General features: G+C 31.9%; 14 protein-coding genes. 3 read left to right on the top strand and 11 right to left on the bottom strand.

The features are described from left to right. Positions 1-220 precede the first annotated feature (220 nt). The 6 genes from C4S29_RS04735 to C4S29_RS04760 all read right to left on the bottom strand — a co-directional run bounded on the left by C4S29_RS04735 (position 221) and on the right by C4S29_RS04760 (position 4,096). The gene (locus tag C4S29_RS04735) at positions 221-1,006 is read right to left on the bottom strand and encodes a GLPGLI family protein (RefSeq protein ID WP_103912953.1); all 786 of its coding nucleotides are present in this window, start codon (positions 1,004-1,006) and stop codon (positions 221-223) included. Beyond that, positions 994-1,695: a GLPGLI family protein gene (locus C4S29_RS04740; RefSeq protein ID WP_159969825.1), complete on the bottom strand. Its 702-nt coding sequence runs from the start codon at positions 1,693-1,695 to the stop codon at positions 994-996. Before C4S29_RS04740 ends, C4S29_RS04735 begins: the two co-directional genes overlap by 13 nt. 82 nt (positions 1,696-1,777) lie before the next feature. Further along, positions 1,778-2,056 (bottom strand): hypothetical protein, encoded by a 279-nt coding sequence (locus C4S29_RS04745; RefSeq protein WP_103912955.1) that lies wholly within the window; start codon positions 2,054-2,056, stop codon positions 1,778-1,780. A 212-nt stretch (positions 2,057-2,268) separates the two neighbouring features. Next, positions 2,269-3,180 (bottom strand): GLPGLI family protein, encoded by a 912-nt coding sequence (locus C4S29_RS04750; RefSeq protein ID WP_317045066.1) that lies wholly within the window; start codon positions 3,178-3,180, stop codon positions 2,269-2,271. After that, positions 3,080-3,790: a GLPGLI family protein gene (locus tag C4S29_RS04755; RefSeq protein ID WP_103912957.1), complete on the bottom strand. Its 711-nt coding sequence runs from the start codon at positions 3,788-3,790 to the stop codon at positions 3,080-3,082. The genes C4S29_RS04750 and C4S29_RS04755 overlap by 101 nt, the downstream gene beginning before the upstream one ends. A gap of 42 nt (positions 3,791-3,832) precedes the next feature. Beyond that, a complete protein-coding gene (locus C4S29_RS04760) occupies positions 3,833-4,096 on the bottom strand; it encodes a hypothetical protein (RefSeq protein WP_103912958.1) in 264 nt (87 codons plus the stop codon). Positions 4,097-4,284: 188 nt separating this feature from the next. On the opposite strand from C4S29_RS04760, the gene C4S29_RS04765 reads away from it, so the two are divergent. Together C4S29_RS04765 and C4S29_RS04770 are read left to right on the top strand one after the other, a co-directional pair. Next, positions 4,285-5,223 carry a hypothetical protein gene (locus C4S29_RS04765; RefSeq protein ID WP_233740481.1) on the top strand — a complete coding sequence of 313 codons (939 nt, stop codon included), beginning with the start codon at positions 4,285-4,287 and terminating at the stop codon, positions 5,221-5,223. Between the two features lie 61 nt (positions 5,224-5,284). Further along, positions 5,285-7,774 (top strand): hypothetical protein, encoded by a 2,490-nt coding sequence (locus C4S29_RS04770; protein ID WP_103912960.1) that lies wholly within the window; start codon positions 5,285-5,287, stop codon positions 7,772-7,774. A 73-nt stretch (positions 7,775-7,847) separates the two neighbouring features. Here C4S29_RS04770 and C4S29_RS04775 read toward each other — a convergent pair whose 3' ends face one another. The 5 genes from C4S29_RS04775 to C4S29_RS04795 all read right to left on the bottom strand — a co-directional run bounded on the left by C4S29_RS04775 (position 7,848) and on the right by C4S29_RS04795 (position 14,298). Then, positions 7,848-10,061 carry a zinc-dependent metalloprotease gene (locus C4S29_RS04775; RefSeq protein WP_103912961.1) on the bottom strand — a complete coding sequence of 738 codons (2,214 nt, stop codon included), beginning with the start codon at positions 10,059-10,061 and terminating at the stop codon, positions 7,848-7,850. A 97-nt stretch (positions 10,062-10,158) separates the two neighbouring features. After that, positions 10,159-10,980, bottom strand: coding sequence for a GLPGLI family protein (locus C4S29_RS04780; protein WP_103912962.1), 822 nt, complete (start codon positions 10,978-10,980; stop codon positions 10,159-10,161). A 176-nt stretch (positions 10,981-11,156) separates the two neighbouring features. After that, the gene (locus C4S29_RS04785; protein WP_185116940.1) at positions 11,157-12,380 is read right to left on the bottom strand and encodes a 3-phosphoshikimate 1-carboxyvinyltransferase; all 1,224 of its coding nucleotides are present in this window, start codon (positions 12,378-12,380) and stop codon (positions 11,157-11,159) included. 123 nt (positions 12,381-12,503) lie between these two features. Next, positions 12,504-12,830 carry a nucleotide pyrophosphohydrolase gene (locus C4S29_RS04790; protein WP_103912964.1) on the bottom strand — a complete coding sequence of 109 codons (327 nt, stop codon included), beginning with the start codon at positions 12,828-12,830 and terminating at the stop codon, positions 12,504-12,506. Between the two features lie 61 nt (positions 12,831-12,891). After that, complete coding sequence (locus tag C4S29_RS04795; protein WP_103912965.1) at positions 12,892-14,298, bottom strand: hypothetical protein; 1,407 nt, start codon at positions 14,296-14,298, stop codon at positions 12,892-12,894. A gap of 348 nt (positions 14,299-14,646) precedes the next feature. Between C4S29_RS04795 and C4S29_RS04800 the strand changes: the two genes are divergently transcribed. Further along, positions 14,647-14,898: a type B 50S ribosomal protein L31 gene (locus C4S29_RS04800; RefSeq protein WP_103912966.1), complete on the top strand. Its 252-nt coding sequence runs from the start codon at positions 14,647-14,649 to the stop codon at positions 14,896-14,898. Positions 14,899-15,033: the final 135 nt, after the last annotated feature.

Here is a 15,033-nt window from a genome sequence, read left to right on the forward strand (position 1 = left end):
GGTTGCCTCACTTAAGTTTCGGTGATTTCTACATTTGAAATAGGCACACTTCTTCCTTAAATTGAGTGTGCAAATGTAAGAATATATTTTTAATTGACAATGAGGGAATTAAAAATTTTTTAATAAATTTTTGGGGGTTGAAAAAGAAAAACATCTCCTTACTAAAGAGGTGTTATTTAATTAAACAGCAATTTTGAAAATCGGGGTTCGGTATCAGTTTCTATTTTATCCATATTACTCCTTTTTCAATAGGATTATCATGTGCATTCATCCATTCCCAAAAATTTTCATTAATGCTTTCAATAATTTCTTTATCAGAACTTTGCCTTCCATTAAATGATACTGATACTTTTAAGTTCCCCTGCGCCAGATTTTGTTTATATTGAGAAGCTGGTTCCTTTATTAGATTTCGCTTGAAGGTTTTTTCTTTTTCTAAATCCCCCATCGGAATTGCCTGAAATGCTTTTACTTCGTCAGATTTTTTTTCAATACTTCTGGCAAAAAATTCATAATCATTATCTTTTGAACGTATTTCCAATATCAGACCTGGAAGCCCTGAAAATTTATATGGCCCGTCTTGGATAGGGATTTCCGCTGTGTACCAAGCCGTCCATTGTCTCCCACCGAATGAAATAGAAGCATTTTCACATACATGTCCCAAGATTTCTTTCTTTTGCTTTAAAAGTTCCCAATTTGCAGTAAATAAGTAATCAGAAGAATAGAATTTATATAAAATCATTTCATACTTTTTAAAAATGTTTTTTGAATTATTTTTAAAAATATTTGAATTAAAGTCGCTGTGATTTAAGTCTTGAAATTTAAAGAATGACTCTTTTGTTTCGGTGTTTATGTTTAAAAGGTATTTTTCAGATACTTTGGCACTATCGTCAACTTTTGGTCGGTATTTTACATCGTATCCAATGGTGTAATTTTGAGAAAATATAAAATTCCCACTGAAAACAATTAAAAAAAAAAGAAATTTTATCTTGTAATTTATTTTTCCCATTCAAATTCTGTTTCTAAACCATTTCTTTCTTGCTCGAAAACTTGGTTATTAGGGATTTTCTCCAATTCTTTCTTTAATTCTGGTGTGATACCATATCTTAAAATTGGATATTGATGAAAAGACACAATCTCGCCTTTATAGGAATCAAATGGATTTTTTATTTCCTCTGAATTTTCATTGAAATTAAGTAAAGACCATTTAAAGTTATTTGCATCGTCATAAACTTCATAAATGAGTCCTGGTGTATTTTTAAATTTCCACGGACCTACTGGTATTTTGACCTTTTCATCATACCATGCAAAGTAATGACGTCCTCTAAAATCTGTTTCGGCTTTACGTAATTTTATTTTATTTACTATTTTAAATTCTGACGATAAAATCCAACTCATCTCATAATCGTCGTTCAAGACATAATCTTTCTCTTTTACATTCGGAATATTTTCAAAAATGAGGGTTTTCTCACCTGGCTTTGAATAAATATAATATAAAGGTGTTTTTTTAGAAATAAAATATGTTTCAGGTGTACCTTCATTTGGTTTGATACCAAATTGAACTTTGTAAAACTTTATTTTAGTTTTTATTTCAAACTTTAAATTAGCGGGGAATACAAATGTTTTTCTTAAGTCTTTATTATAAACATTGAAATTATAATTTGCGTTAAAAGTTTGAGAACGACATCCGAAACTCATTACGCAAAATATTATATAAAAGTAATTCTTCATAGAAAGGTAAATAACAAATTGGCTTTTAAAAATGCCAATTTGTTTTAAATTAAATATATTTATACTGTCCTGCTAATTGAGCATCCATCAACACGATTTGCGCATGTAATCTACAAAATTTTTCATCGGGTTGAAGACTAACATCTGTTTTAACTACCGTTTGACTTCCATCTGCATAAATACGGTAAATTGTAGTAACACATAATAAATTTACTTGGTGATTAGTGCTCGTTAGAAGACTCTGATTTGAGGTAGAGTTTTGTGACGTGGTTTTAGCACTCATCATTCCCGCAACTCCAAAGGCTGCTAATAATAAAACTTTTTTCATAATACATTGTTTTTATTGGTTAATGTTTTACGAACCTAAAACTAAAACTACGCAAGTTATTTTATAAACTTTAACAAAATAATCGCAATTTGTAAACAATTAAAATAATTTCTCCAAAGTTATTTCCCTTTTATTTTAATAAATTTGAAAATAAAAAATCTCCTTGAAAGGAGATCTAACAAAATGTTGATTACATCCAAAATTTTTAATGATTATTGAATCCAACTTATCCCTTTTTCAATGGGATTATTATGATTATTCTGAAAATTTCTGAATTCATTTGTGACTCTTTTGTAAAGATCATTGGCACTCATGTCGCTGCCACTGGTGTCTTTCATTTTAACGTTTTTATACTTTAAGAATGTTTCACGGGTAAACATTGCGGGATCTTGTACCAGTTTATCTACAAGTTTAATATATTTCTCCGAAGTTGTCGAAATCAGATTTCCTGGCAGAATTATTTTGTTGGTGTTTTTTTCGATACCTTTTGCCCAAAAAGTATAATCACCTTTAGAATCTGAAATTTCTAAAATTAAACCGGGCAAACCATAAAATTTATATGGACCTTCACTAATTGGGATTTCTGGCGCATACCATGCTGTCCAACTTCTTCCGCCAAAATTCACAACTGCTTTTTTAACGCTATAATTGAAAATTGTTTTTTCGGAATCCATAAATTTCCATTTTAATTTAGGTTTAGGAATTTCAAAAGCAAAATTTTTACCTGCGATATTGCTAATTTCAGTGAACTTTTCTTTTTTGAAATCTTTAAAAATACCAAATTTTAATTCATATTTCATGGAAACACTCGGAGAAACTCCTGTTTTAGCATATTGTGCAGTTACTTGGTCATAAATAGAATCTAATTTAAATTTTGTTAAATTATAAAAATAAGATGTGCCATTATCAATTGACAACATCATTTCTTCAGTATTAAAATACATTTTTGTTGAGTCAGGTTTATATTTCACTTCATAAGAAATCTTTATCTGAGAAGAAAAAAAAGAAGAACTCAATAAAATGCTAATAAATAACACCCTCATCGTGAAGTTTAGGATAAATTTTTTCAATTTTGGTAATTTTGAATATATTCCCGCCATCCTTTGAACAATTGCAACTCTCATCTTTAATAAATGTATCAATGTCATTTTTATAAACTTCCGCGTAGTCACTCCAGGTTTGGAAAGTATTATTTTTAAAAATCTCGTTTATGTAAGCCATATCTAATTTTTGATATTTTTCATTATTAATTTTTGTTGCTGTGAACTCATAATCATCATCTACGCTTTTCACGTACAAAACAAGCCCATCTAGACCTCTGAATTTCCACGGACCCAAATCTGTTTTTATTTGTTCCGTATAAAAAGCAATATAATTTCTACCCCTGAAATTTGTTGAAGCAGATTTGCATTTATATCCTAAAATTTCTTTTGTTTCACTTCCTTTTTGCCAAATCATAATTTCGCTATCCAATGTAAAAATTCTTTTACTTAATGTCTTGTCATTTGCAAAAACTTTATTGTCTTTTACTACAAAAAAATCTGTTTTTTTATTACCGCGAACCGTATCCCCCTTTGCATCTACTTTTTTTCTCCATTGTGACATGTTATCCTTCTGATCGATTACCAACTGATAATCTAAAACTGCATCATTGTTTCTAAATTTATAATCTACAACTTGCGTAAAAGATTTGCTAAATAAAAATACTGATAAAAATACTATTAAATTCTTCATATTAATCTAAAAAAATCTGCCCTTAAAAAGGGCAGAATGTTATTAATGCTGTCCTGGATCTTCTTCTAAACCACAGGCTTTTCTCAATTTAGCCGCCGCACAATCATACGCTTCTTGATATGTAGTCCTACAACAAGTTACCGAAACATTGTCTCCATCTTCGTCTTGAGACGATTGTGTGTTGCATTCTGTTGCAACTATTTCTTCACCACTAATATTTAATAAAGTTGATGTACAAATTTCTGCACTCTTCGCACTGATCATTCCTGCAACTCCAAAGGCTGCTAATAATAATACTTTTTTCATAATACATTTTGGTTAATGTATCACGAAATTAAAACTAAAAATAAAATTAAAACTACGCAAGTTATTTGATAAACTTTAACAAAATAATCGCAATTTGTAAACAATTAAAATAATTTCTCCAAAGTTATTTCCCTTTTATTTTAATAAATTTGAAAATGAAAAAATTGTTTCTTTTTTTATTACTAATAATGCTCTTTTCCTGCGACAAAATAAATCCGCACGAGCATACTTTCTATTATTGGCGCACTAATTTAAGTTTAAACCAAGCAGAAAAAAAAGCACTTTCAACGGCTAAAATCCCGCTTTTATATACGCGCTTTTTTGATATTGATAAAATTAATGGCAAATTTCAGCCAGTGGCTGTCGTTACAAAAGATTCAAGTTTTGTAACCGATAAAAAAATAGTGCCGGTTGTTTTCATTAAAAACGAGGTTTTGTATGATGTTACACCAGATGAAATTAATTTTTTGGCAAAAAGCATCGATAATTTAATTACCAGAAAAAGTAAGGAACTGCAACTTCAGATCACTGATGAAATTCAGATCGACTGCGATTGGACGGCAGGAACCAACGAAGAGTACTTCGATTTTCTAAAGGTTTTGAAAGACATTTCACATAAAAATATCACCTGCACTTTAAGACTGCACCAAGTGAAAGACCGTTCACTCATCGGTGAACCGCCGGTGGATAAAGTTTATCTGATGTGTTACGTGACTTCTTCGCCATTAGAAAATTCTACAAAAAATTCAATTTTAGATGTTCCAACCTTAAAAAATTATCTCGTTCGCCTCAACAAATATCCTATAAAAATGGATGTTGCGTTACCAATTTATTCTTGGGGAATTGTAACCAATCATTTAGGTAAACATAAATTAATCAACGCTTTAAGTTTGTCGGATTTAGAAAATAATATTAATTTTAAAAAAATATCTAAAGACAATTTTGTAGTTCTAAAAGATGGCTTTTACTACGGAATATATCTTAGCAAAGGCTTTAATGTAAAAATAGAAACCGTTTCGCAGCAAGACTTAAACGAAACTTTAGATTTTATTAATGAAAAACTTACTTTTTATAACATTATATATTACCAACTCGATAGCCGTTTTATAAAAAATTACAAATTATAAAATCACAATTGAAGTGAAAATTACGACTGATTTTGAACAAAATAAATACAAATAAATACCAATGAAAAAATTAATAATCCTCGCCATAATAATATTTTACGGAAACACAAAAGCCTGCTCGTGGTATGATGCAGATTACGAATATTTTAATCTTTTCACGCAAAGTTTAATTCCGAATAAAGCATATTTGCCTTTTTTGCTAACCTACTCCAATGCCTTTTATGAAAACAAAAACATTCAAATTCCGGATGAAAACATCAAAGCGTGGCAAAGTTTTTTTAAAAATGAACTGTCTTATGACGAAACCGAAGCTTTGGTGAACAAAATAGACATCAAACATCTAAATAATTTAAAAGCTGGAAAAATTACTAACGATTTATTTAAAAAATTGGGCCTTGGTTTTTACACAAAAAATAAAGAAGCGCTAGATTATTTAATAGAAGCGAAATATTTGCAACCTTATATGCGCATTAGTTTTGAAGGAGACCCCGATTCTTTTTACGAAACCGAACCTTCAACTTTAAAAAATGCCACGCAACTCAATTATCAAAAAACAAATGCGGCGCTGCAAAATCTCTATAAAGCAGCGAAAAACCCAGAAATAAAATTGCGTTACGCCTACCAAATTGTGCGTTTTAACCATTACACAAGACATTTTAGCCAAGCGATAAAAGCCTTCACAACTTATGTGGAACCTTTGAAAAACGACACGCCCATTTATTGGTATGCTTTAGACCAAAAAGCGGGTGCAGAAAGAGGTTTAAAAATGTTTAATGAGGCGAATTGGGATTTTTTTCAGGTATTTATTCATTCTAAAAATAAAAAAGAAAGCGCTTATAAATCTATGTTTTTAGCAACAGATAAAGATTTTAATTGGCTTCTTCAAAAATCTAAAACATCTGAAGAAAAAAATATGGCCTATTTTCTTTTGGCTTATGCCGATTACAGCAACCCAGTTCCTTTAATGGAAAAAATGCTCGCGAATAATGCCGACTCGGATATTTTGAAAGTCTTGGTTTCTCGCGCTATAAATCAATTAGAGCGGTCTTATTTGCCTATTTATATAACTTGTGACGATCCAAATTGCAAGGACAAAGACAAGCGACTTCCTGTTTATTCGGAAACTTATTTACTTGATGACGGAAAAAGCAAAGATTTTGCCGCGCAATTAAGCGATTTCATTGCAAAAGCGCGTGCGGAATCTGACGGTGATTTTTGGCAAATGGCAGATGCTTATGTTCAGTTTTTAAATAAAAATTATTCTAAAAGCCAAGACATTTTAAGCAAAATAAAAACAACAGATGCCCAATTTTTAGCAGAAATAAAAAAAATGAAAATGCTGAACGACATCGTTTCTCAACCAAAAATTGACGCCGCTTTTGAAACTAAAATGATGCAAAACTATGCGGATTTTTTTAATACAGCCAAAAAGAAAAACACAGACTCTTATATGGATTTGCCCGATACGGAAGATTTTCTAAGAGATATTCTCGCAAACCGCTATTTTTTGCAAGCAGAAGACGGAAAATCTTTTTTAATGAACAATCAACTTTCTGATTTGCAATATAATCCTAATTCTAACTTGGTGAAAAAAGTAGAAGAATTCTATAGAAAACCAAATAAAAATGACTTTGAAAAATATATCGCAAAAAACCTCAACGACGTTGGTGATACAGATGCTTTCTTTAATGTAATTTATGGTGATTTTGCCATGCGACAAGCGGATTTTGAATTGGCTAAAAATTATTATGAAAAATCTAAAAACTTTAGCGGAATCCCTCGCGTGAATTATGATTGGTCTGAAGATACGCGAACTGAAAGTCCTTTAAAATATAAACCTTCTCAATACGACGGTTTTCATAATATTTCTAGTTCGATTTTCGGCCATAATGTTTGGGAAAGTTTTCAGAGCCCAGAGAAAGTTTCAATGCAAGCCGAAAAAATGAGCGATTTTTCCTTCATAAAAAATAATATGAATAAATTAGAATTGGCAGAAAATGCCATTCAACTTAATGCTATTGCACAAGAAAATTCAGAAAAAAGTGCAATAGCCAACCAACTTCTCGGGAATTTGATTTACAACACTTCTATTTTGGGTTATTATCGGCAAACTTTTGTGATGGATATTAATAATGAAAACGGTCCTAAATTTCACTTTGGTAATTCTGAAAATACCTTTCATTTTTATTATAAAAATTTCTCTCAAAGCAGTTTTATCGAACCCGATAATTTTGATCTCTCCATCAATTATTATAAAAAAGCATTGGCTTTAAATAAAAACAAAGAAGACCAGGCCAGAATTTTATTTCAAATGGCGAGTGCAGAACAGGGAAAATATTACCAATATGAAGCAAAAGGTGAACTCCCAATCAACTACGACGATCCAAAATGGGACGAAAAAGAAAAGCAAAGACAAGCAAAATTTGATCAAATAAAAAATGCGCAGTTCAGAACTTATTTTGCCAATTTAAAGAAAGATTACGCAGACACTAAAACCGTGAAAGGTTTAAGAAGTAGCTGTTTGTATTTTGATTATTATATGAAAAAGTAACTACGAAAATTGCAATAAAAAAGGATGTTTCAAATCGTTTGAAACATCCTTTTTATTAATTAATTATTTGAAATTATTCTTTAATAAATTTAGATTGTTGTGCTTTTCCGTCTGTGTTCAGAGTAATAACATAAACACCTTTTGGCAAATTGTTTACTTTAATTTCTGTTCCATTTAAGTTTCCGGAAGCAACTAATTTACCCGTCGTGTCATAAATTTTATAGGTAGATTTCGCAGATATATTTTTGACATTTAATACATCTTTCGCGGGATTTGGATAAAGTTGTAATTTATTTACTTTTGTTTCGCTAGTTTTCAAGGTAGCGGCAGTCAGCGTTACTTTATTTACGGCAAAAAAAACGTTTCCAATAGCAGAAACCCTCACGTAAGGCGTAGAAGCACCTAAAGTATCTGGGAAAGTGACGCTCGCTGTTCCATTGTTTGCGGTAGAATTGCTCAAAACCGTCCAAGTTGCACCATCATCATTTGTATAATCTATTTTCACATTTGCAACATTATAAGGCGAAGCTGTTGTGCCAGAAACTGCCCAATTAATATCAATAGGAGAACCGGCTTCACCAGACGCAGCATCAACGGTAAATGCAGCAGCAGAGCCTACTGTAATTGTGTTAGAAGCAAAAGCGGTTTGTTGTTGTGTTACATCTGGATTATTATCTCTTACGGTTAATCTAAAATTCATAGTTCTTGCAACAGTAGAAGCCGCTTCCCAATCAGAAGTGCTTTTTAAACTTCCAGATAAAACTGTACTTAATTTTGGAAAATATCTAGTCGGTGAAGTAGTTGGTGTCCAAACTCTAAAGTCTGCTCCATTGGTTTTATTTCCTAGATTTGCTATGGTACTTTTACTAGTCGCATCATTGGTTTGTTCCCAAATGTAAGTTAGCGGGTCGCCTTCTGCATCTGTAGCGCTTCCAGTTAAAACGAAGGCTGTTGATTTCGGAATGGTATAATTTGTTAATGCTGCCACAACTGGCGGATTATTGGTGATAGCGGTTTCAACATCACAAGTTTTTGATCCTAAAGCTAAGTTTGTTTGAATTTGAGAAATATTTAAAGTGTGAAACAATGCGTCTGAATGCGCTTGCACGTCTGTTGCGCCAGTAATACCTGCGTATCCCATAATAGTGGAACCAGAGCCAGGCTCTGCTTGCACTGTTGAACCACTTTCTATTCCGAATGACCAAGTATGATTCGCTCCCAATTGGTGTCCCATTTCATGAACGACATAGTCAATGTCAAAATTATCACCAAATGGTTTACCATCAGCTGGAGAAGTAAAGCCACTTCCTTTGTAAGAATTTGTAGCACCTCCACCAGTAGATAAAGTATTGTTACAAACGCAACCAATACAACCTGCGTTTCCACCGCCACCCGAAGCTCCAAAAAGATGCCCAATATCAAAATTAGCATCACCAACAACAGAGTGTAAAGTATTCATTAACTCCGTGTTCCATGCACCTCCCGCTCCTGTTGATGCAGCTGAGTAAGGGTCCGTAGAAGGATTTGTGTAAATAATAGTAGTATTATTGATCATATTCAAATGTAGTCCCAAATCTTTTTCTAGAACCCCATTTACTCTGGTCATTGTAGCATTCATTTGTGTTAGAGCACCTGCAACACCTCCAAAATATTGGGTATATTCTCCCGTTACTGATAATGCCAAACGCATAGTTCGGTATTTCTTATCTGAACTTTGTGCTTTGAACAAATCTCCGTTCACATAATTATTACCTTTTTGTAACAAATTATCAATTTCTTTTTGTGAATTTATGGGTTCATCAGTAGAGCAGAAAAAACCTTTTGTACCAGATTTGTCTGTTTTTAAATGTATGCCATATACGGTTTTACCTAAATTCGCAGGTTCTATAAATTCTAAACCACTCGTTCTAAAAACCGTAGATTGAAAATCGTTTGGCGCCACACTAAAACGCACTGTTGCAGTAGGATCTGTTTTACTTACACCATAATACGATCCTAATTGATATTGGCTTGCCAAAGTTTCATCCATTACAGGGAAACTATAAACTTCAAATTTCTCCATTTTACCCTCTATATTTGGTAAAGAGATTTCAACTGGCGCATTTTTGCTACTCATTCTCTTCGCTGTAGATAATTGCGACCGCAATTGCGACAAATCCAAAGAATAATAGGCTTTATCTTTTACCGTTTCGCTTACCAATTTGCCATGAAATGAAGTTTTGCGCCATTGCGCAAATGAGAACGAAACCATAGAAAGACATAGTAAAGTTGTAAAAATATTTTTCATATATTGATTAATTAATGTTAATTTGCGAAATTAATTTAAAATTTTTAAATAAATACATTTTTAATTCAAATAATTCAAAACTTAGATTAAAATTAATTTAGTTTTCAGGATACTTCAACGCCTTATCGCGCTCTATCACATTATTATTTTTACGGATGTATTTTTGATAACTTTTTGTAGCATCATTTATTTGATCTTTAGAAGTGATGCGAACGTTCATTAATTTTATAGTTTCATCTGGTTTATAGACGAAATTTTCTCTAATCTCGTGATAAGGATCATTATAAAAATCCAGTTTAATTTTATCTAAAGTTGCTTTGGTTACTAATAATGGCTTTTTATCCATTTGTGTTTCCAAAAAATCCATCGTTTTGTACGTTGAAGCTAATTGGTAACTTTTTATTAATTTAAAAATAAATTGCTGTTGCGAATCTGAAATTTCAAAAATTAAACCCGGAAGCCCTCGAAATTTATACGGCCCTTCATTAAGGGGTATTTCTGGATTAAACCACGCCGTCCAATTTCTGCCACCAAAATTGCTTGTGGCTTTCTGCAAATTATATTGGCCAACTTTTTTAGTTTCTGGTGAAAGTTTCCAATCAATTTTATCTATTGATTTGTATGCAAAATAATCGTTTAGAAGTTCAAAATTTAGATTTTCATTAGAATTTTTCTTCCTAACAATTGCGGGCGTGTCGTTCCAAATATAGTTTTTATAATCTCTAAGTTTGTTGATGGAATCATTTTTTGCATAATCATAATCATAAAACTTCACATCTACTGGGTTGATATCTAAAACCATATTCGTTTTTTCATAATCGGCCGAAGTAGAATCTGTTTTAAACTGGTATTCATAAATAAAACGATGCGTTTGCGCCGAAAATAAAAAAGGCAGAACAAGAAAAACTAATCTTTTCATTAGGTAATTTTTAATAAAAATAGAAAAAAATCATAAAAACGTTGGCTTTAATTCTGTTTGCAAGACAAAATCTTTAGCGCATTTGCTCCAAAAAGATATTATTTATGACTCAAAAGCCACAATATTATCATCATAAAAAAAAATGAAATGTTTTCGTTTTGGAATTTCATTCAAGTTTATTCCGTCACCAGACTAAAATCTTCCCAAAATTGCGGATAAGATTTTTCTACCACTTCCGGATTTTCGATATTAATTTCTTTCACTAAAGCAAACGGTGCAAAACTCATCGCCATTCGGTGATCGTTATAGGTTTTAATTAAAATAGTTTCGTCTGGCGTGAAAAATTTTGTAGATTTTATTTCATCTTCCGTGATTTCTGTAACGCAACCAATTTTAAATAATTCATTTTTCAAGGCTTCTAAACGGTCGGTTTCTTTCACTTTTAGAGTTGCCAAACCTGTTAAATGAAAAGGAATTTGCATTGCAGTTGCCGTCACACAAATGGTTTGTGCAATATCTGGAGAATCGTTTAAATCGAGAACAATTTCAGAGGGTTTCTCGTAATTATAATTAGGCAAAAGTGAAATTTTATGCTCTCCACTTTCTGAAATGGTATTGATGCCAAAATATTTCCAGAAAATATTTTGCAATACGGAATCACCCTGAATGGAATCTGATAAAAATTTCTGCAACACTATAGTTTCTCGCCCAATTGCGGCTAGAGAATAAAAATAAGACGCCGAAGACCAATCGCTTTCTACGGTGAAATGCTCAGTTGCGAGGTTTTCTCCTTTATTAGAAAAATTTTTAACGCTAATTAAAGTATCAGAAATTTCACATTCTATTCCGAGTTCTGTTAAAATTTCTCGTGTCATCTCCAAATACGGACGAGACGTGATTTTGCCTTCTAAATTGATGCGAATTCCGTTTTCTAATTTGGCACCGATCAACATTAATGATGTGATAAATTGGCTAGAAACCTTTGCATTAATGGAAACAGAATTTTTTACAATTTTTTTACCCGTAATTTTCAAAGGTGGAAATCCTTCGTTTTCCATATATTCTATCTCTGCGCCCAAACTTTTCAAAGCCGTTACCAAATCTTTTATGGGCCGCTGTTTCATTCGTTCAGAGCCTGTTAAAATTGTGGTTTTTCCTTCTTTTATAGATAAATAAGAAGTTAAAAAACGCATCGCTGTTCCGGCGTGATGAATGTCTAAAATATCACTTTCAGACTCTAACGCTTTTTTTAAAAGCTCTGTATCCTGCGAATTAGAAAGATTGTGAATTTTAAAATGGGCAAAAAGATGATTTAATATTAACAAACGGTTAGAAATACTTTTCGAACCGCTTATTTTTATGGTTTTGTTTGCTAATAATTTTCTTTTTTCTAATTTCATAAAGGGAATAATTTATGTCTGAAAGACGCAAAGATTTTCACGCTAAGTTTGCAAAGATTTATCTTAATGTTCTGTCAAAAGTATATTTTTAAGATTGTATTTAATTTATTTGTATTAAAAATTTCATTTCAACTTCTTATTATTTTGATGTCTTTCAAAATCGCGTTCCGTATTTTTCTTCATCTTTTTATTAAAAGCATCTTGCAAATCAACACCAGTTTGGTTGGCTAAACATAAAGTAACGAATAAAACATCTGCTAATTCTTCGCCTAAATCTTTGTTTTTATCAGATTCTTTTTCAGATTGTTCGCCGTATCTTCTGGCAATAATTCTTGCTACTTCGCCCGTTTCTTCGGTTAAAATTGCCATATTCGTCAGTTCGTTGTAATAGCGAACGCCAAAAGTTTTTATCCAAAGATCAACTTGTTTTTGAAGTGCGGTGATTTCCATTTTTTTTAAAATAAATGATAATTAATTTTTAAAAAGTGCTAAATCAATTATCAAACAATACTTATTGATAAGCGCCTAAAGTGGGATTTGTAGTTCTAGAATTTTTCTGAATATCTAAAGGCACAGAAGCCGCTGCGGTAGGGTTTCCTTTGCCTCGAACTGGCGAATCTGTTTTTACACGAAGATTTAATTTTTGTGTGTAATAATTTTCAAATAATGGGTTTTCGTTTTTTATAGAATTTATAATATTACCGTTGGTATCAAAATTAAATCCAGCGGAAGAAGTATTATATTTCAACAAAGAATTTAAAATAGTATAAGTAAAACTTTGCCCAGAAATAGGTTTTAAAACCATTGCATTATCACTTTGCCCATAAAGAATAGAGTTTTTAATACTTAAAGTTAAAGCGCCATTTTCTGTTCCACCCGCAGCATTTTGATATTCGTTTGTGGCGAAAATCGACAAAAACGGAAGCGAACTAGAGTCGAAATTTTCAAAAGCGGCCAAAGTAGAATGGGTTAAATTATAAATTCCGCCTTTAAAAATCCCGAAATCTGCTTGTCCACAATTGTTCATCACCAGATTTTCTGCTGTTATATTAGAATTTACGGCATAAATACCAAAATCTTGAAAGGTGTGAATAATTGAATTTTTAATATTCGCCGTTCCATTATTAAACTCTAAACCAGAAGTTCCGCCAAAGACTTTCGCATAATTCATATTCAATTTTGCTTGGTCTAAAAAATTAATAGAATTCCAATTCACAGGAATGGTGTCGTATTTCGTATCGCTTCTATCCCCTCGGAAAGTGACTTCTGCACCCAAATCTCCGTTTACGTTAAGAATAGAATTTTTCCCAATCGTCATTCCACTGTTTTTATGAAAATAGATTTTCGTCCCTTTTTCTATATTTAAAGTTTTGCCGTCGGCTAAAGACAAATCTCCGAAAATCACTTTCACTTTATCATTAGTCCAAGTTGTATTATTTGCCAAAACATTCGGATTGGTCTTGGTTTGAATAAAATATTCTGCATCTTGCACCACAGAAAAAAGTGTAATATGCTGATTTCCCGCAGGAGATTCTATTTTGATTTGGTCCTCTGCAATCGCTTCGGGCGCATTTGCAATGGGCGCAATTTCTACAAAAATGTACAAACTGTCTTTTTTTCTTAAAGTAACGTTGCTGAAATCTGTTCCTGGTTTTCCGTCCACATTAATTCTATATAAGGAAGCCGCGCCATTTCCCAAATAAATTCTTGGGATTTGGATGTCTTTATCTTCGTTATTATAAATTTTCACGTCGTAAGTTTCGGACCGCGCTTGGCTGTAAACCGTGTCGCAGAAGACGGTATCTTTAGAAAAACGAAGCATTTGGCTTGGCGAATCAAAGGTAATTTCGTCTCTATTGCACGAGATTAGGATTAATGCAAGCCAAAAACAAAGGGCAGTTAATATTTTAAATTTCACGTGTATTTATTTATTATTTTTAATTGTCACGTGTTATCGCCTCTTCTCGCAAGTATTTCTAAGGAAATTTAGAACGGGCGATTTCACGTGTATTTATTTATTATTTTTAATTGTCACATATTTTCGCCTATTTTCGCAGTATTTGCGAACTATATTATAAAAGGCGATTTCAGTTCATTATTTATAAATTCAAATTTAATTAAAATAGTTGAATTGTAAAGTTAAAATATCCAAAACAAGTCTTTGCAGATTAAATAATATTTCTTACTTTTGCGGTCTAAAATTTACCAGAAAAATAGCCATTACTATTTTTCAAAATAATTTTTATTAAATATTTATAAAATTCTTATGAAAAAAGATATCCACCCAAGTAATTACAGACTTGTTGCTTTTAAAGATATGAGTAACGACGAAATGTTTATCTGCAAATCTACCGCAGAAACAAAAGATACAATCGAGCATGAAGGAATTGAATATCCACTAGTAAAAATGGAGATTTCTTCTACATCTCACCCTTTCTACACTGGGAAAACCAAATTGGTTGATACCGCAGGTAGAGTTGATAAATTCATGAACAAATACAAGAAATTCGCGAAATAATTTTCGGATTTTTAAGATATAAGAAAGTCTTTCATTTTATGGAAGACTTTTTTAGTGCTTTTTAACCGCAAAAGAGTCAAAAGTGCCATCCAAAAACAAGTAATTTTAAAGGTGGCAAAATGTGATGTTTTGAAT

Origin of the sequence: Halpernia humi (genome assembly GCF_900108025.1) — a bacterium.
Taxonomy (GTDB): Bacteria; Bacteroidota; Bacteroidia; order Flavobacteriales; family Weeksellaceae; genus Halpernia; species Halpernia humi.